At 36.7% G+C, this 18,665-nt stretch carries 19 protein-coding genes; 15 read left to right on the forward strand and 4 right to left on the reverse strand.

Going from position 1 to position 18,665, the window contains the following annotated elements:
• Positions 1-2 precede the first annotated feature (2 nt).
• From IGL07_RS01905 to IGL07_RS01935, 7 genes are all read left to right on the forward strand, one after another.
• Entirely contained in the window at positions 3-1,010 is a 1,008-nt protein-coding gene (locus IGL07_RS01905) for a sugar kinase (RefSeq protein ID WP_010817013.1), read from the forward strand.
• 12 nt (positions 1,011-1,022) lie between these two features.
• Positions 1,023-1,862: a 5-dehydro-4-deoxy-D-glucuronate isomerase gene (gene kduI / locus IGL07_RS01910; protein WP_010817014.1), complete on the forward strand. Its 840-nt coding sequence runs from the start codon at positions 1,023-1,025 to the stop codon at positions 1,860-1,862.
• A 21-nt stretch (positions 1,863-1,883) separates the two neighbouring features.
• Positions 1,884-2,672 (forward strand): gluconate 5-dehydrogenase, encoded by a 789-nt coding sequence (locus IGL07_RS01915; RefSeq protein ID WP_002362994.1) that lies wholly within the window; start codon positions 1,884-1,886, stop codon positions 2,670-2,672.
• Between the two features lie 229 nt (positions 2,673-2,901).
• Positions 2,902-4,008 (forward strand): beta-galactosidase BglB, encoded by a 1,107-nt coding sequence (gene bglB, locus IGL07_RS01920; protein ID WP_010817015.1) that lies wholly within the window; start codon positions 2,902-2,904, stop codon positions 4,006-4,008.
• A 20-nt stretch (positions 4,009-4,028) separates the two neighbouring features.
• Positions 4,029-5,036, forward strand: coding sequence for a TRAP transporter substrate-binding protein (locus tag IGL07_RS01925; protein WP_010711972.1), 1,008 nt, complete (start codon positions 4,029-4,031; stop codon positions 5,034-5,036).
• A 14-nt stretch (positions 5,037-5,050) separates the two neighbouring features.
• Positions 5,051-5,527, forward strand: a complete 477-nt coding sequence (locus IGL07_RS01930; protein ID WP_002355305.1) for a TRAP transporter small permease — start codon at positions 5,051-5,053, stop codon at positions 5,525-5,527.
• Between the two features lie 35 nt (positions 5,528-5,562).
• Positions 5,563-6,858, forward strand: a complete 1,296-nt coding sequence (locus tag IGL07_RS01935) for a TRAP transporter large permease (protein WP_002375834.1) — start codon at positions 5,563-5,565, stop codon at positions 6,856-6,858.
• A gap of 147 nt (positions 6,859-7,005) precedes the next feature.
• Here IGL07_RS01935 and IGL07_RS01940 read toward each other — a convergent pair whose 3' ends face one another.
• Complete coding sequence (locus tag IGL07_RS01940) at positions 7,006-7,878, reverse strand: helix-turn-helix domain-containing protein (RefSeq protein WP_010817016.1); 873 nt, start codon at positions 7,876-7,878, stop codon at positions 7,006-7,008.
• 119 nt (positions 7,879-7,997) lie between these two features.
• On the opposite strand from IGL07_RS01940, the gene rhaB reads away from it, so the two are divergent.
• The 6 genes from rhaB (at position 7,998) to IGL07_RS01970 (ending at position 13,944) form a co-directional block, all read left to right on the forward strand.
• Positions 7,998-9,509: a rhamnulokinase gene (gene rhaB, locus IGL07_RS01945; RefSeq protein WP_025189472.1), complete on the forward strand. Its 1,512-nt coding sequence runs from the start codon at positions 7,998-8,000 to the stop codon at positions 9,507-9,509.
• On the forward strand, positions 9,506-10,792 hold the full coding sequence (rhaA, locus tag IGL07_RS01950; protein WP_010817018.1) for an L-rhamnose isomerase: 1,287 nt from the start codon (positions 9,506-9,508) through the stop codon (positions 10,790-10,792). The genes rhaB and rhaA overlap by 4 nt, the downstream gene beginning before the upstream one ends.
• 27 nt (positions 10,793-10,819) lie before the next feature.
• Positions 10,820-11,668: a rhamnulose-1-phosphate aldolase gene (gene rhaD, locus IGL07_RS01955; protein WP_002363003.1), complete on the forward strand. Its 849-nt coding sequence runs from the start codon at positions 10,820-10,822 to the stop codon at positions 11,666-11,668.
• A complete protein-coding gene (rhaM, locus tag IGL07_RS01960; protein ID WP_002380032.1) occupies positions 11,665-11,976 on the forward strand; it encodes an L-rhamnose mutarotase in 312 nt (103 codons plus the stop codon). Before rhaD ends, rhaM begins: the two co-directional genes overlap by 4 nt.
• A 251-nt stretch (positions 11,977-12,227) precedes the next feature.
• Positions 12,228-13,106, forward strand: coding sequence for an AraC family transcriptional regulator (locus IGL07_RS01965; RefSeq protein WP_002358417.1), 879 nt, complete (start codon positions 12,228-12,230; stop codon positions 13,104-13,106).
• Between the two features lies 1 nt (position 13,107).
• Entirely contained in the window at positions 13,108-13,944 is an 837-nt protein-coding gene (locus IGL07_RS01970; RefSeq protein WP_010711975.1) for a sugar phosphate isomerase/epimerase family protein, read from the forward strand.
• A gap of 82 nt (positions 13,945-14,026) precedes the next feature.
• Here the strand turns inward: IGL07_RS01970 and IGL07_RS01975 are convergent, their stop codons facing one another.
• Both IGL07_RS01975 and IGL07_RS01980 read right to left on the reverse strand, forming a co-directional pair.
• Positions 14,027-14,227 (reverse strand): immunity protein PlnM, encoded by a 201-nt coding sequence (locus IGL07_RS01975; RefSeq protein ID WP_010717459.1) that lies wholly within the window; start codon positions 14,225-14,227, stop codon positions 14,027-14,029.
• A 105-nt stretch (positions 14,228-14,332) separates the two neighbouring features.
• On the reverse strand, positions 14,333-15,814 hold the full coding sequence (locus tag IGL07_RS01980) for a peptide MFS transporter (protein ID WP_002355315.1): 1,482 nt from the start codon (positions 15,812-15,814) through the stop codon (positions 14,333-14,335).
• An 817-nt stretch (positions 15,815-16,631) separates the two neighbouring features.
• Here IGL07_RS01980 and IGL07_RS01985 point away from each other — a divergent pair.
• A complete protein-coding gene (locus IGL07_RS01985) occupies positions 16,632-17,231 on the forward strand; it encodes a LysM peptidoglycan-binding domain-containing protein (RefSeq protein ID WP_002355317.1) in 600 nt (199 codons plus the stop codon).
• A 69-nt stretch (positions 17,232-17,300) separates the two neighbouring features.
• Here IGL07_RS01985 and IGL07_RS01990 read toward each other — a convergent pair whose 3' ends face one another.
• Positions 17,301-17,681 carry a PaaI family thioesterase gene (locus IGL07_RS01990; RefSeq protein ID WP_002361187.1) on the reverse strand — a complete coding sequence of 127 codons (381 nt, stop codon included), beginning with the start codon at positions 17,679-17,681 and terminating at the stop codon, positions 17,301-17,303.
• A 110-nt stretch (positions 17,682-17,791) separates the two neighbouring features.
• On the opposite strand from IGL07_RS01990, the gene menB reads away from it, so the two are divergent.
• Positions 17,792-18,661: a 1,4-dihydroxy-2-naphthoyl-CoA synthase gene (gene menB / locus IGL07_RS01995; RefSeq protein ID WP_002391106.1), complete on the forward strand. Its 870-nt coding sequence runs from the start codon at positions 17,792-17,794 to the stop codon at positions 18,659-18,661.
• The last annotated feature ends 4 nt before the right edge of the window (positions 18,662-18,665 follow it).

Here is an 18,665-nt window from a genome sequence, read left to right on the forward strand (position 1 = left end):
ACATGGGGAAAGTCGTAACATTGGGAGAAATCATGTTGCGTTTGTCCACGCCTGTCGGAATACGCGTAGCACAAACAGAAAATTTCGCTGTACATTACGGCGGTGGTGAAGCGAATGTAGCGATTTCGTTAGCGAACTATGGCCACCAAGTGACTTTTGCTAGTAAAGTGCCCGATAATTCATTAGGAGAAGCCGCCAAAAAGCATTTAAGTCGTTATAGGGTTTCAACGGAATTTGTACGAACTGGCGGAACACGCCTAGGAACGTATTACTTGGAAACTGGTACAGGAGAACGAGCAGCCAGTGTTGTCTATGATCGCGCCTATTCAAGCTTTGCTCAAATCGAAGAAATGGAATGGGACTTACATGAGCTGTTTTCAGGAGTAGAGATCTTTCATATTTCAGGAATTACAGCGGCGTTATCAAAAAATTGGCAAAGTATGACGGTTGCGCTAGTTAAAGCAGCGAAGCAAGCAGGGTGCCAAGTAAGTTTTGACATTAATTATCGAGGGAAACTTTGGTCCCAGAAAGAAGCGAGCGTGGCATTGAAGGCCATTCTTCCATTTGTTGATATTTGTTCAGCTGGGGTATTAGATGCTCGTTATTTACTGGAGATTCCAGAACCAGAGGAAGAACTTGAAGACGCATTAATGTGGTACTACCGAAAAATGCAAGAACGTTATCCCAACATTCAAGTATTTTATTCAACCAAACGTCAAGTACACTCAGCGACAGATAATGACTTAATCGGAACGCTATGGTACAAAGGTGCGTATTATACGTCCAAATGTCATCGATTACAACCGATTGTTGACCGTGTCGGTGCCGGTGATGCGTTTGCTGGTGGGGTTTTACATGGTTTATTAGCTGCCTATGATCCACAAACCTGTATTGATTTTGCAACAGCGGCTAGTGCGTTAAAACATACTGTACATGGTGATTGTAATCAATTTAGTCAAAAAGAAGTCCTTGCTTTTTTGGCAACGGGCTCAGGAAAAATAAATAGATAGGAGATTTTAGTTATGCAAAATATGGAAACACGTTATACACATAGTCCGGCGGATATCCGTCACTATTCAACAGAACAATTGAGAGATGAATTTTTAGTAGAGAAAGTTTTTATTCCAGGTGCAATCAGCTTAACCTACACACATAATGATCGGATGATTTTTGGTGGTGTGACACCAACCACAGAAGAATTAGAAATTATTTTGGACAAGGAATTAGGAGTTGATTATTTCTTAGAACGCCGTGAACTAGGAGTTATTAATATTGGGGGACCAGGCTTTATTGAAATTGATGGCGCCAAAGAAACAATGAAAAAACAAGATGGCTATTATATTGGGAAAGAAACAAAACATGTTCGTTTTTCTTCAGAAAACCCTGATAATCCAGCGAAATTTTACATTAGTTGTGTCCCAGCACATCATAAATATCCGAACGTAAAAATTAGTATTGATGAAATTACCTCAATGGAAACGGGTGATCCATTAACATTGAACCAACGTAAAATTTACCAATACATTCATCCGAACGTTTGTGAAAGTTGCCAGTTACAAATGGGCTACACCATTTTAGAACCAGGTAGCGCTTGGAATACAATGCCTTGTCATACACATGAACGTCGGATGGAAGCGTATGTTTATTTTGATATGGAAGAAGATACGCGGATTTTCCACATGATGGGTAAACCAGACGAAACGAAACATTTAGTAATGAGTAATGAACAAGCAGCTATTTCACCAAGCTGGTCAATTCATTCTGGGGTTGGTACAAGTAATTATTCCTTTATTTGGGCCATGTGCGGAGAAAATATTACGTACACAGACATGGATATGGTTGCGATGGATCAATTAAAATAAACTAAAGAAAGAGGAGAAAACATGGAATTTAAAATGAATGATTTTCAATTAGATGGAAAAGTAGCGTTAATTACAGGTGCTGTTTATGGGATTGGCTTTGAGATTGCGAAATCCCTAGCTGAAGCAGGAGCAACAATTGTTTTTAATAACTTATCTCCTGAATCAGTTGAACAAGGTTTGGAAAATTATCGGGCTGCAGGGATTGAAGCACGTGGTTATGTGTGTGATGTCACTGATGAAGAGCAAGTTCAAGCGATGGTTGCTCAGATTAAAGAAGAAGTCGGCTCTATTGATATTTTAGTCAATAATGCGGGAATTATTAAACGAATTCCAATGGTGGATATGTCAGCAGAAGAGTTCCGTCAAGTGATTGATGTTGACTTGAATGCGCCATTTATTATGGCAAAAGCGGTTATTCCAGATATGATTGAAAAGGGTCATGGCAAAATTATCAATATCTGTTCAATGATGAGTGAACTAGGTCGTGAAACAGTTAGTGCGTACGCGGCAGCAAAAGGCGGACTAAAAATGTTAACGAAAAATATTGCTTCTGAATATGGACAATATAATATTCAATGTAATGGGATTGGACCTGGCTACATTGAAACGCCACAGACGGCGCCATTAAGAGAACCAGGGCATCCATTTAACGAATTCATCTTGGGACGAACACCTGCTAATCGTTGGGGCACACCTGCAGACTTAGCTGGCCCAGCAGTTTTCTTAGCATCTAACGCTTCTGACTTTGTTAACGGACATATCTTATATGTCGATGGTGGAATTTTAGCTTATATTGGAAAACAACCATAAATAAGTAACAAAAAGCGGACATCCCTAAAAAGGATGTCCGTTTTTTGTTATTTACTCATTGATTGAATTGGTAAAAACCGTATCTAATTTTTAAAAAAAGTCAATTTTTGACAGTAATTCGTCAAGATTAACTATATAATTTGCTAACATTCCTTGCTAAACTAAAATTATAAAAAAATGAAAGCGTTTCATTTGCGCTGGTGGGATGGAAAAGGAGTTTTGATTGCCGATGATTATTAAACAGGAACAATTCATACCAAAAGATACAGTAGAAACAACGATTGACTTATTAATTAGAAATTTAACAACGATTAAAGATAACACAGGTGAATTTCTGTTAGATTTTGATGGTTTAAAAGTTGATGACAAAAGTTGGACGATTTGGAACTGGCCGCAAGGCGTTGGGTTGTATGGTATATATAAGAATTATCGAAATACTAAAAGTGAAAAAGCTTTACAAGTAGTTAACGACTGGTTTGAAGGTCGGATGCAAGAAGGCGCGCCGCCTAAGAATGTGAATACGATGGCTCCGCTTTTAACAATGGCTTATCTATATGAAGACACGAAAGACTCTAAATATATACCTTACTTAGAGCAATGGGCGGAATGGGTGATGGAAGAAATGCCCCGAACGAATGAAGGTGGTTTGCAACATGCGACATATGGACCAGAAAATAAAAATCAATTATGGGATGATACGTTAATGATGACTGTCTTACCTTTGGCAAAAATTGGTAAGTTGTTGAATCGACTCGATTATTTGGAAGAAGCAAAGCGTCAATTTTTAATCCATATTAAATATTTACAAGATAAAAAAAGTGGTCTATGGTATCACGGTTGGACTTTTGAAGGAAATCATAATTATGCGGAAGCACTGTGGGCAAGAGGAAACTGCTGGATTACGATTGCTATTCCAGAAATTATTGAAATCTTAGAGTTACCAAAAGGAGATAGTTTACGGGAATTTTTATTAAGTACCCTCAATGCGCAAGTGGCAGCTTTAGCGAAATACCAAGATGAATCTGGTTTATGGCATACATTAATTAATGATTCAAATTCGTATTTAGAATCTTCTGCTACAGCGGGATTCGCTTATGGGATTTTAAAAGCCGTTCATAAAAAATATATTTCTTCTGAATATGAAAAAGTGGCAAATAAAGCAATTGCTGGCTTACTAAATGAGATTGATGAAACGGGAGAAGTACAACATGTGTCAGTTGGTACAGGAATGGGTGATAATTTAGATTTTTATCGCACAATTGGAATGACAGCGATGCCTTATGGTCAATCATTAACAATCCTATGTTTGACTGAATTGCTTGTTTCTTATTGCTAGAAAAGTAAGGAGAAAAGTTCATGAAAAAAAGAAAGGTTTTATTTACAACAGTTATGGTATTGGCAGGATTACAGTTGCTAAGTGGTTGCGGCAAAACAGAAGCTTCGGCAAATGATACGGTAGTCTTGCGCTATGCGTATGCTAGCAATAGCCAACCAGTTATCGATTCTATGAAGAAATTCGGTGAATTGGTAGAGGAAAAAACAGATGGTAAAGTTCAAATTGAATACTTTCCAGATGGTCAATTAGGGGGAGAAACAGAACTAATTGAATTAACACAAACAGGTGCAATTGATTTTGCAAAAGTCAGTGGATCAGCATTAGAAAGTTTTTCTAAAGATTATTCTGTATTTGCCATTCCGTATATTTTTGATAATGAAAAACATTTTTTTAAAGTAATGGATAATCAAGCGCTAATGCAACCAGTGTATGATTCTACAAAAAAATTAGGATTTGTTGGTTTAACTTATTATGACTCTGGTCAACGAAGTTTTTATATGAGCAAAGGGCCTGTTACATCTCCAGATGATTTGAAAGGTAAAAAAATTCGGGTTATGCAAAGTGAAACCGCCATCAAAATGGTAGAACTTTTAGGGGGTTCGCCAGTACCTATGGGTAGTTCGGAAGTATATACTTCTCTACAATCTAATCTAATCAACGGTGCAGAGAATAATGAGTTCGTTTTATATACAGCTGGTCATGGTGGTGTGGCTAAGTATTATTCTTATGATGAGCATACTCGAGTGCCAGATATTGTGATTATGAACGAGGGGACAAAAGAACGTTTGACAGCGAAACAAGAACAAGCGATTGAAGAAGCAGCAAAAGAATCGACCGCTTTTGAAAAAACGGTCTTTAAAGAAGCGGTTGAAGAAGAAAAGAAAAAAGCACAAGCAGAATATGGCGTTGTGTTCAATCAAGTAGACAGTGAACCATTCCAAAAACTCGTTCAACCGTTGCATGAATCATTCAAAAATAGCTCAGAATATGGCGAACTGTATCAGGCTATTCGCCAGTTGGCGGACTAATTAAGGAGGTAATTATGAAAGGTTTTAGAAAATTTTTAAATCGACTTTTAGAAATACTTGGATCAATCATTCTTGCTGCAATGGTTTTGGTCGTTTTGTACCAAGTGTTTGCCCGGACAGTGTTAAAAAATCCTAGTACCTTAACAGAAGAATTTGTTCGCTTTGCATTGGTCTGGCTGGCGATGTTAGCTTCTGCTTATGTGGTTGGAAAAAAGGGACATTTAGCAGTAACTTTGTTAAGTGAAAAATTACAAGGGAAACAAAAACGCTTTTTAGAATTTATTGTTCAATTGTTGTTCCTACTTTTTGCAGGAGTGATTATGATATTTGGCGGTTGGAATGGTGTAGTAATTACGTTAGGACAAATTTCACCATCTTTGGCAATTCCTATGGGTTATGTCTATTTAGCTGTTCCAGTAGCAGGTGTTTTGATGTTTATTTATAGTTTGATGAATTTGCTAGAGTTATTCACGCAATCAAAAGATTCTTAATGCGTTTATAGAAGAAAAAGAATAGGAGTAAAAATATGGCTTTAGAAGCAGGCATTATCTTATTTGTAGTTTTTGCAGTCTTATTGGTAGTTGGTATGCCAATTGGTATGAGCATTGCGGCATCTTCAATTGCAACATTGTTATTAGTAATTCCTTTTGAAGCAGCTGCATTTACCTCAGCTCAAAAAATGGTCTCTAGTTTAAATAGTTTCTCTCTCGTAGCAATTCCGTTTTTTATTTTTTCTGGCGTGATTATGAATAATGGGGGAATTGCCCAAAAGTTGGTAAATTTTTCTATGTTATTTGTTGGTCGTGTTCCCGGCGCGCTAGCACATACTAATGTGTTAGGGAACGCATTATTTGGTTCGATTTCTAGCTCTGCAATTGCAGCATCGACTGCTATTGGTGGCGTGCTAATTCCGCAACAAGTAAATGAGGGCTATGATCGGAAATTTGCAACGGCTGTAAATATTGCCTCTGCTCCTACAGGGATGGTTATTCCACCAAGTACAGCGTTTATTATGTATTCATTGGTGGCTGGTGGGGCCTCTATTTCTTCTTTATTTTTAGGCGGTTATTTGGTAGGTTCTTTGTGGGCGTTAGGAATTATGGTGGTAGCTTATGTTATTGCAAAACGTCATAATTATCCTACTGTGGCAAAAGCAAAAAAAGGAGAAGTCAGCAAGGTTTTGCGAGAAGCGGTTCCCAGTGTATTGTTAATTGTCATTATTATTGGCGGTATTTTGACGGGGTTATTTACAGCGATTGAAGCATCAGCAATCGCTGTCGCATACTCATTATTGATTTCAATGTTTTACTACAAAACAGTGAAAATAAACGATTTACCTAAAATGTTAAAAGAGGCTGTCTTGATGAGCGGAACCATTATGTTCTTGTTGGCAACTTCTTCAATGATGTCTTTTGCGATGGCTTTTACAGGGATACCAGAAGCAATCAGTACAGCTATTTTAGGAATCACAGACAATAAATACTTAATTCTATTATTAGTAAACGTTGTCCTATTGTTTGTGGGAATGTTTATGGATGTTGGTCCAGCTATTTTGATTTTTACACCAATCTTTTTACCAATTGTTATGAATGTTGGAGTGGATCCAGTTCATTTTGGTTTATTTGCGATTATGAACTTGTGTGTTGGCTCAATTACACCACCTGTTGGAACAGGATTATATGTTGGTGCTAGTGTTGGGGGTGTTAAAGCTGAGCAAATGCTGAAACCGCTAGTTCCATTTTATCTGATAATTCTAGCAATTTTACTTTTAATCACATATGTACCTGAACTTGTCATGTGGTTACCAAATCTAATTTCTTAATTCAATACAAATTGTCTAACAACCCCAATTGAGCGAAATATAAGTTGTTCAATCAACTAGATTTGGTAATTTACTATAAAATATTGAGTTTAGGAGGCATAGAAATAAAAAATCTCTCTATGACGTTATGTGTCATAGAGAGATTTTTTAGAAGCCACTTTTACGGTATTGACTAGGAGTTAATCCAGTTCGCTTTTTAAATAATCGACTAAAGTAGGCATAGTTTTCTAAACCAACATCTACAGCAATTTCTTTCACTGTTTGATTAGAATAGCGTAGTAAATCTTTTGAATAAGAAATTTTTTTACTAATTTGATATTTAATTGGCGGTAATCCAATGTATTTGGAGAACTCTTTGTTCAATTGATATTTATTTAAATGAAAGAGTTGAGCCAAGTCTTCTAAAGAAATTGTTTCTTTGAAATGTTGATCAATGTAAGCTTTCATTTCCAAAACCAATGATGGAATCGTTTCGTAGGTAAAGTCTTGACGATACTTTTGCAACAATAATTCGTTCAGTAATTGATGAATTAAAACGGAAGATTGGTAATCAGTTTGCGCATGTTGTAAATCTTGTAATTGTAATAGTTGCTGAATGATTAAATGAATAGGATTATCTTCAGGAAGCTGATTAGTGGAGAAAACAGGTGAACCATTTTTCATAAATTCTTGGAAAAAAGCGCCAGAATTTCCTCCTTCAAAATGAATCCAGTCCATTTCCCAAGGCTCTTCGCTGGTTGCTTGATAGTATTGATAATCCCGACAGTCAATAAAGAATAAATCACCTCTTTGTAAGCTGTATGTATGATAACGATAGCGTAATTCCCCAGTACCATTTAGCGTGAATTTAATTAAGTATGATGGTAAATGTGCCCGCTCCGTATAATAAGGGCGCGAGGTTTTAAACTGTCCAATTTCCTGTATGTAATAAAAAAGTGTGCGACTTTTGCTGCTAGGTGTCAAAATATGTCGCTTAGAATCGTCTGACCAAGAGTAGTCGGCTTTTTCCCAATAATCCATAAGAACCTCCTAATTACCAAGATAGTACAATTATATCTCAAAATTGTGAGAGGTGAAAGCGCTGTTTTTTGTTTATGATGAATACATAAAGTTAGTCTAACGTACAAAAAATAAAAATAGTGAAAGGATTGACAACTATCAACAAAGTGAAAAAAGAACAAGTTGAAAAACGAACCTATTTAGCGGTTGATATTGGTGCTTCTAGCGGTCGCATAATGAAAAGTCAACGCTTAGCGAATGGTCAGATAACAATAGAAGAAATTCATCGTTTTAAAAATGGTTTTCATCAAAAAGATGGGTATCAGCGTTGGGATATGGCTAGTTTAGTCCATGAGTTACTGCTTGGTCTGCAAAAAGTTAAACAATTAGGTATCAAGGAATGCTTTATTGGAATTGATACTTGGGGTGTTGACTATTGTCTGCTGGATCAATCTGGTCAACTTTTGGACGAACCGATTGCTTATCGAGATGGACGGACAGAAGCAGCTGTAACAAATTTTTCAAAAGGCTATTCATTAGAAAAATTGTACCAACAAACGGGGATTCAAGTTCAACCTTTTAATACCATTTTTCAGTTATTTGTAGAGGAAAAGGAACGTTTGGCTGCAGCCAGCCAATTGTTGTTAATCCCTGATTACTTAGGTTATGTCTTTACTGGAAAAGCAGTCATCGAAGCCACCAACGCCTCCACCACGCAACTGTTGAATGCTGGAACGAAACAATGGGAAAGTGAATTACTGGATTTCCTAGGAATTGATGAAACACTATTCCCAACATTAGTAGAGCCGGGCACGATTTTAGGCGACCTGCAAACAGCGGCTTTTCCAGACTATGATTTACCAAATGCAACGTTGATTACGATAGCTAGTCATGATACAGCTTCAGCAATTTTAGGCACGCCAGGCATTGGCGATGACTGGGCGTACATTAGCAGTGGTACTTGGTCTTTATTAGGTATTGAAGCTACTGTTACAACAATTTCTGCTGAAGCTTTCCAAGAAAATTACACGAATGAATGGGGCGCCCAGAACACAATTCGTTTCTTAAAAAATATTATGGGTATGTGGCTAATTCAAGAAGTGGCACGGCAACAAAACTACCAATATAGCTATGCTGAATTGGCCACCTTAGCTGAAAAAGAACCAGCATTTCAACAATTTATTGATATAAATGATCCTCGTTTTTTAAATCCAGGAAATATGATTACTGAATTACAAGCCTATTGCCGTGAAACACAACAAACAGTTCCTGAAAGCCCTGGTGAACTCGCTCGTTGTATTTATGATAATTTAGCATTGTGTTACAGCGTAGAACTAGAAAAATTAGCTCAATTAACAGGAATCGAACGGAAAATTACAACTTTACATGTTGTCGGTGGTGGTTCCAATAATCGTTTATTGAACCAGCTAACTGCTGATGTTGCTAATGTTACAGTGAAAGCGGGACCTGGAGAAGCAACTGCTTTAGGTAATCTTTTGATGCAGATGATTGCAACAGGTGAACTTAAAGATATTCCAGCAGCTCGTACTTGTATCCAAACATCTTTTCCCACGGAAATCTATCAAGCAAATCCAATTGATTCAACAATAAAAAATCGCTATCAAGCATTTATGAAAAGGAGCTCATTATGACAACCATTACACAAAAATATGAAGAAGCGAAAGAAAAATATGCCAGTATTGGCGTAGATACCGAAGCTGTATTGGAAAAAATGGCTGATGTCAAAATTTCAATGCATGTGTGGCAAGGAGATGATGTGAGAGGCTTCTTAAGTGAGGATGAACTTTCTGGTGGTATTTCAGTTACAGGGAATTATCCAGGCGTTGCTCGAAGTCCCCAGCAACTACGTCAAGATTTAGAAAAAGCGTTTTCTTTAATTCCAGGAAAACACAAATTGAATTTGCATGCTATTTATTTAGACACAGAGGAAAGGGTGGATTTAAACGAACTGGAACCAAAGCATTTTGAACCATGGGTGACTTGGGCAAAAGAAAATGGCTTAGGATTGGACTTTAATCCAACCTTTTTCTCGCATCCAATGTACCGCGATGGCTTTACTTTAGCTCATCCGAATCCGCAAGTTCGAGACTTTTGGATTGAGCATGGGAAACGTTCACGAAGAATTGCTGAATATTTTGGAAGAGAATTAGGACAAGTAGCTGTCAATAACTTTTGGGTGCCAGATGGCTTTAAAGATAACCCAGTTGATCGTTTAACGCCGAGAAAGAGGCTAATGGCTTCGCTAGATGAAATTTTTTCAGAGGAAATTGATCCAGCTTATACAGTCGATGCGGTGGAAAGCAAGCTCTTTGGGATTGGTTCAGAAGCCTATACAGTTGGGTCTCATGAATTTTATATGGGCTACGGTTTAACGCGGAATAAATTAATTTGTTTAGATGCTGGTCATTTTCATCCAACAGAAGTGATTTCTAATAAGTTATCTTCATTATCCTTATTTGGCGAAGGAATGCTATTACATGTCAGTCGTCCAGTTCGCTGGGATAGTGACCACGTTGTCATTATGGATGATGAATTGCAAGAAATTGCCAAGGAGTTAGTTCGCAATGATTTATTAGGAAAAACACACGTGGGCTTAGATTTCTTTGATGCCACAATCAATCGTGTTGCCGCTTGGGTGATTGGCACCCGCAATACACAAAAAGCGTTAATGAAAGCGATGCTTGAGCCAACAAACGTCTTAAAAGAAGCTGAATTGATAGGAGATTTTACCACACGTTTAGCCTTAACGGAAGAGTTAAAAGACTTTCCATTCGTCGATATCTGGAACTACTACTGTCAAGAAAATCACGTACCTATCGGCTTAGATTGGTTAACGGATGTTCAAGAATACGAAAAAGTGATTTTACCAACTCGTCAATTGCCAACAGGTAAAGATAGTTGTCGTTTTTCATAAAATTAACAAACGAGAGGAACTTCTAAAATGAAAAAAATGAACGTGTTACAAGCACCATTTGTGGAAGAAATGGTCAAAACGACCAAAAATTTATATCGTTTAGGTTGGGATGAACGAAATGGCGGAAATATTTCGTATTTATTAAAAGAGGAGGAGATTTTACCTTTTCTAAATCCAACACAAGTGCTCCGAAAGATTCCAATGAAATTTGATGCAACGAAATTAGCAGGAAAATATTTTATCGTGACAGGCTCAGGAAAATATTTTAAAAATGTCTGTGATGCACCAAGTGAAAACTTAGGGATTTTACGAGTTAGTGAAAATGGCCAGGAATTAGAACTATTGTGGGGCTTAGAAGATGAAGCTGTGCCAACGAGTGAATTACCTAGTCATTTTATGAGCCATATTGCTCGTTTAGCTGTTGATCCAGAAAATCGCATTGTCATGCATAATCATGCGAGTCATTTATTAGCAATGAGTTTTACCCACGAATTAGATGAAAAAGTCTTTACTAGAACATTATGGCAAATGTGTACCGAATGTTTAGTAGTATTTCCAGACGGTGTTGGTATTATTCCATGGTTGGTTCCTGGAACGAATGAAATTGGTGTAGCAACGGCTGAAAAAATGAAAGAATCTCGTTTGGTTTTATGGCCGCAACATGGTATTTATGGTACTGGCCGTGATATGGATGAAGTATTTGGTTTAATTGAAACTGCCGAAAAAGCCGCTGAAGTGTACACTTATGTTTGTGCGCAAGGAGGCGTTCGCCAAACAATTTCAGATGCAGATTTATGGCGCTTAGCAGAAGCGTTTGGTGTGACACCGAAAGTTGGCTATTTGGAAGAGAAAGTATCAAAACGGAGAAAGCTATGATAAAAAAAGCCTTTTGTATGCAAGTATATCCTGATCAACAGGCCGAATATCAACGACGTCATGAGGAGTTATGGCCAGAAATGCGTCAAATGCTGAAAGAACATGGGGCAATTAAGTATCAAATTTTTTTAAATCCTGAAACCAGTACACTTTTTGGTTATTTAGAAATAGAAGATGAAGCTCGCTGGGAACAAATAGCACTGACGCCAATCAATCAAAAATGGTGGAACTATATGGAAGATATTATGGAAACAAATCCTGATTGCTCGCCGATGACGACTGAATTAAGAAAAGTTTTTGAACTATAATTTAAAATAGAACAGTTTGTTATAGTGAATCGTATGATTGTACACAAAACAACTTACTTGAGTGGAGTTGATTTTAAGAAATTGTTCTGGAACTTACAAAGAAAGCCTTTGTGGTAACGCCTGTTCCAGAAAGTAATAAATTGTACCAACATTAGCTGTAACTGTTTATTCAAAAAATAGTTAACTTCTAAAAAAAGAGGTGAATCTTGTTGAAGAGTGTAAAAGAAATCCGGAAATCACAAGTAAATAGTATGATTTCAGATCAATATGAGATCTTTCATGTAAAAGATATGGTTAGTCCAGAAAAAACCATCTATCATTACCACGATTTTTATGAAGTCCATTGTACGTTAAAAGGGGTAGCAACGTTCTTTTTAGATGGACATCAATTTGATGTTGAAGCAGGGACCGTTTTACTCATTCATTATCATGATTTACATCGAATTATTAAGCAGAGTACTGATGATTTTGAACGGATGTATATTTTTTTAACACCCGATTTTTTACAACAACGATCTAGTAAACGGACAAACTTGTCTGCTTGTTTTCAACATTTTGGTCAGCGTCGTAGTAAAGTTATCAAAGTGGATGTAGCAAAATTAGCAAACTACTTGACCCCGTTAGATCATTCTCCTTTGCCAGAAGAATATGGTGCGGATGTTCGTTATGAACAACAACTGTTAGACTTTTTAATTTACTTAAATCAATTAGTTCTGAAAGAAGAGAATGAGAGCCAACCAAAACAAATGATTGAAAATGAACGAATTGAAGCAATGATTACCTACATTTCTCAAAATTTGGATCAACCATTAACCTTAGAACAGATGGAAAAAAATTTTTTTGTGACTAAGTATTATGTAACGCGGGAATTTAAGAAACATACAGGATTTACTTTCCATCAATTTGTGCTGAAAAAGAAACTACTTTACGCTAAACAGTTATTAAAAGAATATCGCAGTGCTAGTGATGTTTACCTGAAATGTGGATTTAAATCATATCCACACTTTTTGAAATCCTTTAAAAAAGAGTTTAATATGACACCGAAAGAATTTTTGGTGCAACATAAGAATAATCAGATCATTCATTTTGATCATTACGAAGAATCTATCAAGAAAGTGAGGCTTGAATAAAATGTTGACACTTGCAGTACGTGCCCATGATGTTGGCACCAAAATATCTCCTGTGGAATTGGCTAAAAAAATTGCTGAAACGAACATCACTTCAATTCAATTTGCCTTAGGTATTTCTTATCCAGAATATGCAAGTGCTGCTGTTCTATCTCCAGGACTAGGAAGTCAATTTAAGAATATTTTCGAAGATGAAAAGATTACGATTAGTGTCCTAAGTTGTTATATTAATCTGATTCATCCAGATTTAGAAGAGCGAGAAAAACGACTGCATCAATTTGAAACATACATTCGTTACGCTTCAATGTTTGGGGCAAAAATCGTTGCAACTGAAACAGGCAGTATATATGAAACGATTTATTACACTGAAGATAATTATACAGAAGAAGCATACGAAGAAGTTTTATTTTCTGTTAGAAGATTATGTCGAGAAGCTGAAAAGTATGGGATAATTGTTGGGATTGAACCAGGAATCAATCATCCAATTCATACAATTGAAAAAATGCAACGATTGATTGACGAGGTTGCTTCAACTAATTTAGGCATTATTTTGGATCCTACCAACTTAATTCGAGTAGATATAGATAAAACGTATTTGGAAATAGTAGAAGAAGCGTTTGAGTGTTTTGGTGAAAAAATCGTTGCTTTTCATTTGAAAGATTTCATTATAAGAAATCAGCAGATATTTCCGGTAGCCATTGGCGAAGGGCAGGTACCTCTTAAAGAAACCATTCAATTTTTGAATAAACATAAGCCCGGACTGTTCACTATTTTTGAGGAAACACCATTTGAAAAAATAGCAAGTGCCTATCAAAAAGTTTCGCAATATCATTCCATTTAAATAAAAATGTGCAACAAAAAACATCTCGATTTTTTGAGATGTTTTTGTTGCTTAATAAGACAAAATATAAAATACACTTGCCTTAAAAACTCACATAAAAGAAAGAAGCAATCGCCACAGCAAATGAAATAATAGCAAACACTAAACTACTCCATAGTCCTAACAGAATAAATGGTGAGGTTCTTTTACCGCCCTCTTTCTTTAAGTAGGCAAATGTCCGTCCAGTAACAATGAATTGCCAGATACTAATCAATAAAAAAATACCGCCAATTAAGTAACGCATGTCCTCGTCCTCCTTCTATTTAGTATACCACTTGATGAAAACGTTATCAAAACGCTGTATAAAAAAGTTGCCTTTCAAAAAAGAGAAAGGCAACTTTTTGACGGTTTAACGGACGTCACCCATTAAGTTTTGGATTGGTTTTTTCACAATGAATAAGAGAATCCCAGCAACGACAGCTACAAGTCCGACAATCCCAAAATATGCTGACTCTGTTCCAGGTGTATAGAAACGAGCAATTTGAGCGTTAATGGCTTGTGAAGCGGCATCTGCTAATAACCAAATAGCAACGGTTTGAGCTTCGAAAGCTTTCGGTGCTAATTTTGTAGTAATCGATAAGCCAACGGGAGATAAACACATTTCTCCGACAATCATAATGAAGAAACTAAAGAATAACCAAAGTGGACTCACTCGTCCTTCGGTACCATAAAGTAGACCTGGCAACATTAATAAGACGAAGGAAAGACCAGCAAAGACTAGCCCTAGTGAAAACTTCACAACTGTTGATGGTTGACGTTTACCTAGTTTTGTCCATAATGTAACAAAAATAGGGGTCAAAATAACTACGAATACAGGATTTAATGATTGGAACCAGCTAGCGGCAATTGGGAAGCCAAACAAACTTGTTTGTGTCCGTTCATTTGCAAATAGAGCAAGAATAGACGAACCTTGTTCTTCCAATGACCAGAAAACAATTGCTGCTAAGAATAATGGCAAGTAAGCCAGAACTTTTGGTTTTTCTTCAGCAGTGACATCTTTAGACGTTAACATTTTGCTGAAATAATAAACTGGTAACAGGATTCCTAACACGCTGATGGTATTAATAAAGAAATCAATTGTTAAATGTCCTGTGACATAGGCGCCACCAAAAATAAGTAAAGCAACGACAATTGCCAACATAAATGCTTTAGCAAATTTCTTTTGCTCTTCTTTAGACATTGGATTAGTTGGGGCTTGACCAATCCCAGCAAGAGATTTACGTCCTTGGAAATAATATTGTAGTAGCCCGAAGAACATCCCTACTGCGGCAACGGAAAAGCCTAAATGATAATTATATTCTTGTCCTAAAGTTCCGACAACAAGGGGAGCGATTAAGGCTCCGATATTAATCCCCATGTAAAAAATGGAGAAGCCTGCATCTCTACGTAAGTCAGTTTTTGAATAAAGATGGCCAACCATCCCTGAAACGTTTGGTTTTAACATCCCAGTCCCAAATACAATCAACATAATAGAAACGAATAAGGCGGGGACACCAAATGGGGTAGCGAGAACAATATGTCCAGCAATGATTAGCAAACCACCAATAAAAACAGTTTTCCTTGAACCTAAGACACGGTCAGAGACCCAACCGCCAATGATACTGGACATGAAAACCATTGATCCATAAATGGACATGATGGCTAAGGCAGTTGCTTTGGGGAGACCTAAACCGCCATTGGCTACGGTATCGTAAATGTAATACATTAGAATAGCACGCATGCCGTAGTAACTGAAACGTTCCCACATTTCTGTGAAGAACAGTGTTGCTAGTCCTTTCGGTTGTCCCAGAAAGGATTTGTCTAATTTCTCAAGTTGTTCTTTGTCACTCATAGATAAAACTCCAATTCTTATAATATTCAGAATATTTGATAATAAAATGACTTAAATGTAGATTCATATATTTTATTACTCATAGATTGGAAAATAGAAAGAGAAAAAACTGATTATGTTTTTAAATAACAAGCGTTCGAGCGATTGTTTGTTTTTTATTCGTGAATTATGATAAAAATGAATATTTATTCTGCTTTATTTTCAATACTTTGTTTTCATAGTTGCTTTAGCTGTTCCTTTTTTGAATAAGATTAAAATGAATAAATAACAAGCAAAATATAAGATTTTTTTGTTTAACTCTTTTTGTTTCAATAGGAAGTGCTTAGTTTTTTTTCAGAATTGAAAAATGAATACGACAAAAAATTTATCTATATAATAGAAGGAAAAATAAAAATAGTGAATGATAAAAAAATTCAAAGAAAACACCCGTTCTTTTTAGGCCTGAGTTTTTGAAAAAAACATTCTCATGTCTAGTATCTTTAACATTTTGTTACTTTTTGACTGAAACGAATGTAAAAAAACCGACATTTAAGGGCTAATCAAGGGTTAGAAAACGGTTTCTCAAAAATAAAATCCTGTTTTTTTAACTTTTTTTCGCAAAATATAAACAGGATAATATCAAGCTTCCAGCAGCTTTTTATTACAAAATGTAACAAAACCGACATTCTAGTAATAAATTGTCACGAGATATTCACCTACGGCCGGCCATTCGATGATAAAGTATGTGAAGTCGTTTCGATAAAGCGAAGCAGACGTGGTTGTTGCCGAGTGCTAAGAGCAACAATCAAATATTTTTAATTACAAAGGAGAAACATACATGAAATCAATCAAAACGATTTTACTTGGAACAACTTTGGCCGCAGGTTTAGGATTATTCTTAGGAACAGACGCAAACGCAGAAAGCTTATATACAGTTAAAGCAGGAGATACTTTATCAACAATTTCTCATCAATTTGCAGGAGACAATAGCTTAATTCAAAAAATTGCTTCTGATAACAAATTGCCAAACCTTGATTTAATTTTTGAAGGAGAACAATTAGTTATTCGTTCAGAAAAAGAAGTTGCTAATACTCCAGCACCAGCTGTAGAAGTTGCACCAGTTCAACAAGTAGTTGAACAACCTGTTGCACAACCAGTACAACAAGAAGTACAACAACCTGTTGCTCAAGAAGTAGCGCAACCAGCAGCACCTGCCGCAAGCAGTGATGCAAAAGAGTGGATTGCACAACGTGAATCTAGTGGTTCTTACGATGCAACAAACGGTCAGTATATCGGTCGTTACCAATTATCTGCCTCTTATTTAAATGGTGACTATTCACCTGCCAACCAAGAACGCGTGGCAGATCAGTACGTAGCAGGTCGCTATGGTTCATGGGATGCAGCTAAATCATTCTGGTTAGCAAATGGTTGGTACTAAAATTAAATAAACGAAGTAATCTAATTACTTATTAAAAACCATAAACAAAAAAACAGTAACCTGTAAAGATTACTGTTTTTTTTGTCGATTTGTTAAGGTACAACGCCCCACGCTCGTCAATTGGTGGTCTGCGTTATAAATTTTTGCTTCCCAAACTTGAAGGGTCTTTCCCGAGTGATCGGGCGTCGCAATCACGGTAAGGCTACCATCATGGACACTACGAAGATGATTTACTTGTAAGTCTATGCCGACAGCAAAAGTGTTTTCAGGAACGTTTTCGTTCGCACCTAAACTACAGGCAGTTTCAATTAAGACGCCGTTTAAGCCCCCGTGGACAAGGCCATAGGGTTGTTTATGCACGTCTTTTACCGCTAAAGTAAGCTGACATTTCTCAGCAGAAACGTGTTGAATCGTGATGCCTAAATACTCTAAAAGATGAATAGTAATCAGTCCTTTCTAATAAAAGAGAGAATAAAAGGTTTTTTATTTATTATACAGGAATGAAGAAAATTTGAAATAGCCATGTTTTTTCTTAAAATTCAAGCGACTTTTTCTCTAAAGTGCCGATTCTTGTGTATAATAGAAAAGATGAGATTAATGAAGGAGGTTTCCTAATGAGAAACTGGACAACAATTAAAGAATATGATGAAATTTTATTTGAGCAAGCAGGCAAAGTAGCAAAAATTACTATCAACCGCCCGCATGTTCACAACGCATTCACACCGAAAACAGTCATGGAAATGATTGATGCATTTAACATTAGTCGTGATAAAGAAGATGTCGGGGTTATTATTTTAACAGGCGCAGGTGACCAAGCATTCTGTTCTGGTGGCGATCAAAAAGTTCGAGGTAATGGTGGTTACGTTGGCGAAGACAACATTCCACGTTTAAATGTGTTAGATTTACAACGGTTAATCCGTGTCATTCCCAAACCAGTCATCGCAATGGTGAAAGGCTGGTCCATTGGCGGTGGCAATGTTTTACAATTAGTTTGTGATTTAACAATTGCGGCTGAAAATGCTAAGTTTGGGCAAACAGGACCAAATGTCGGTAGCTTTGATGGTGGATACGGCTCAGGTTACTTAGCGCGTGTTATCGGCCATAAAAAAGCGAAAGAAGTTTGGTTTATGTGTAAACAATATTCTGCCCAAGAAGCTTTAGATATGGGCTGGATTAATACCGTTGTTCCATTGGATCAAGTAGAAGATGTGACAATGGAGTGGGCAGAAGAAATGTTAACCAAAAGCCCGATTGCTTTACGGATGATTAAAGCCTCTTTAAATGCCGATACAGATGGCTTGGCTGGTGTGCAACAATTAGCTGGTGATGCGACACTTCTTTACTATACAATGGCTGAAGCACAAGAAGGCCGAGATGCATTTAAAGAAAAACGGACACCAGATTTCGATCAATTCCCTAAATTCCCATAAACCA

This window comes from Enterococcus sp. DIV1368f (genome assembly GCF_051712245.1).
In the GTDB taxonomy this organism is placed as follows: Bacteria; Bacillota; Bacilli; order Lactobacillales; family Enterococcaceae; genus Enterococcus; species Enterococcus faecalis.

Bases quoted from the DNA above. Each gene is read 5' to 3' on its own strand.
- IGL07_RS01965 (WP_002358417.1), top strand. From the start codon at position 12,228: ATGATTTCAGATCAATATGAGATCTTTCATGTAAAAGATATGGTTAGT.
- IGL07_RS01935 (WP_002375834.1), top strand. From the start codon at position 5,563: ATGGCTTTAGAAGCAGGCATTATCTTATTTGTAGTTTTTGCAGTCTTA.
- rhaD (WP_002363003.1), top strand. From the start codon at position 10,820: ATGAAAAAAATGAACGTGTTACAAGCACCATTTGTGGAAGAAATGGTC.
- rhaA (WP_010817018.1), top strand. From the start codon at position 9,506: ATGACAACCATTACACAAAAATATGAAGAAGCGAAAGAAAAATATGCC.
- kduI (WP_010817014.1), top strand. From the start codon at position 1,023: ATGCAAAATATGGAAACACGTTATACACATAGTCCGGCGGATATCCGT.
- IGL07_RS01905 (WP_010817013.1), top strand. From the start codon at position 3: ATGGGGAAAGTCGTAACATTGGGAGAAATCATGTTGCGTTTGTCCACG.
- IGL07_RS01985 (WP_002355317.1), top strand. From the start codon at position 16,632: ATGAAATCAATCAAAACGATTTTACTTGGAACAACTTTGGCCGCAGGT.
- IGL07_RS01980 (WP_002355315.1), bottom strand. From the start codon at position 15,814: ATGAGTGACAAAGAACAACTTGAGAAATTAGACAAATCCTTTCTGGGA.
- IGL07_RS01975 (WP_010717459.1), bottom strand. From the start codon at position 14,227: ATGCGTTACTTAATTGGCGGTATTTTTTTATTGATTAGTATCTGGCAA.
- IGL07_RS01925 (WP_010711972.1), top strand. From the start codon at position 4,029: ATGAAAAAAAGAAAGGTTTTATTTACAACAGTTATGGTATTGGCAGGA.
- rhaM (WP_002380032.1), top strand. From the start codon at position 11,665: ATGATAAAAAAAGCCTTTTGTATGCAAGTATATCCTGATCAACAGGCC.
- IGL07_RS01970 (WP_010711975.1), top strand. From the start codon at position 13,108: ATGTTGACACTTGCAGTACGTGCCCATGATGTTGGCACCAAAATATCT.
- IGL07_RS01930 (WP_002355305.1), top strand. From the start codon at position 5,051: ATGAAAGGTTTTAGAAAATTTTTAAATCGACTTTTAGAAATACTTGGA.
- IGL07_RS01915 (WP_002362994.1), top strand. From the start codon at position 1,884: ATGGAATTTAAAATGAATGATTTTCAATTAGATGGAAAAGTAGCGTTA.
- IGL07_RS01940 (WP_010817016.1), bottom strand. From the start codon at position 7,878: ATGGATTATTGGGAAAAAGCCGACTACTCTTGGTCAGACGATTCTAAG.
- bglB (WP_010817015.1), top strand. From the start codon at position 2,902: ATGATTATTAAACAGGAACAATTCATACCAAAAGATACAGTAGAAACA.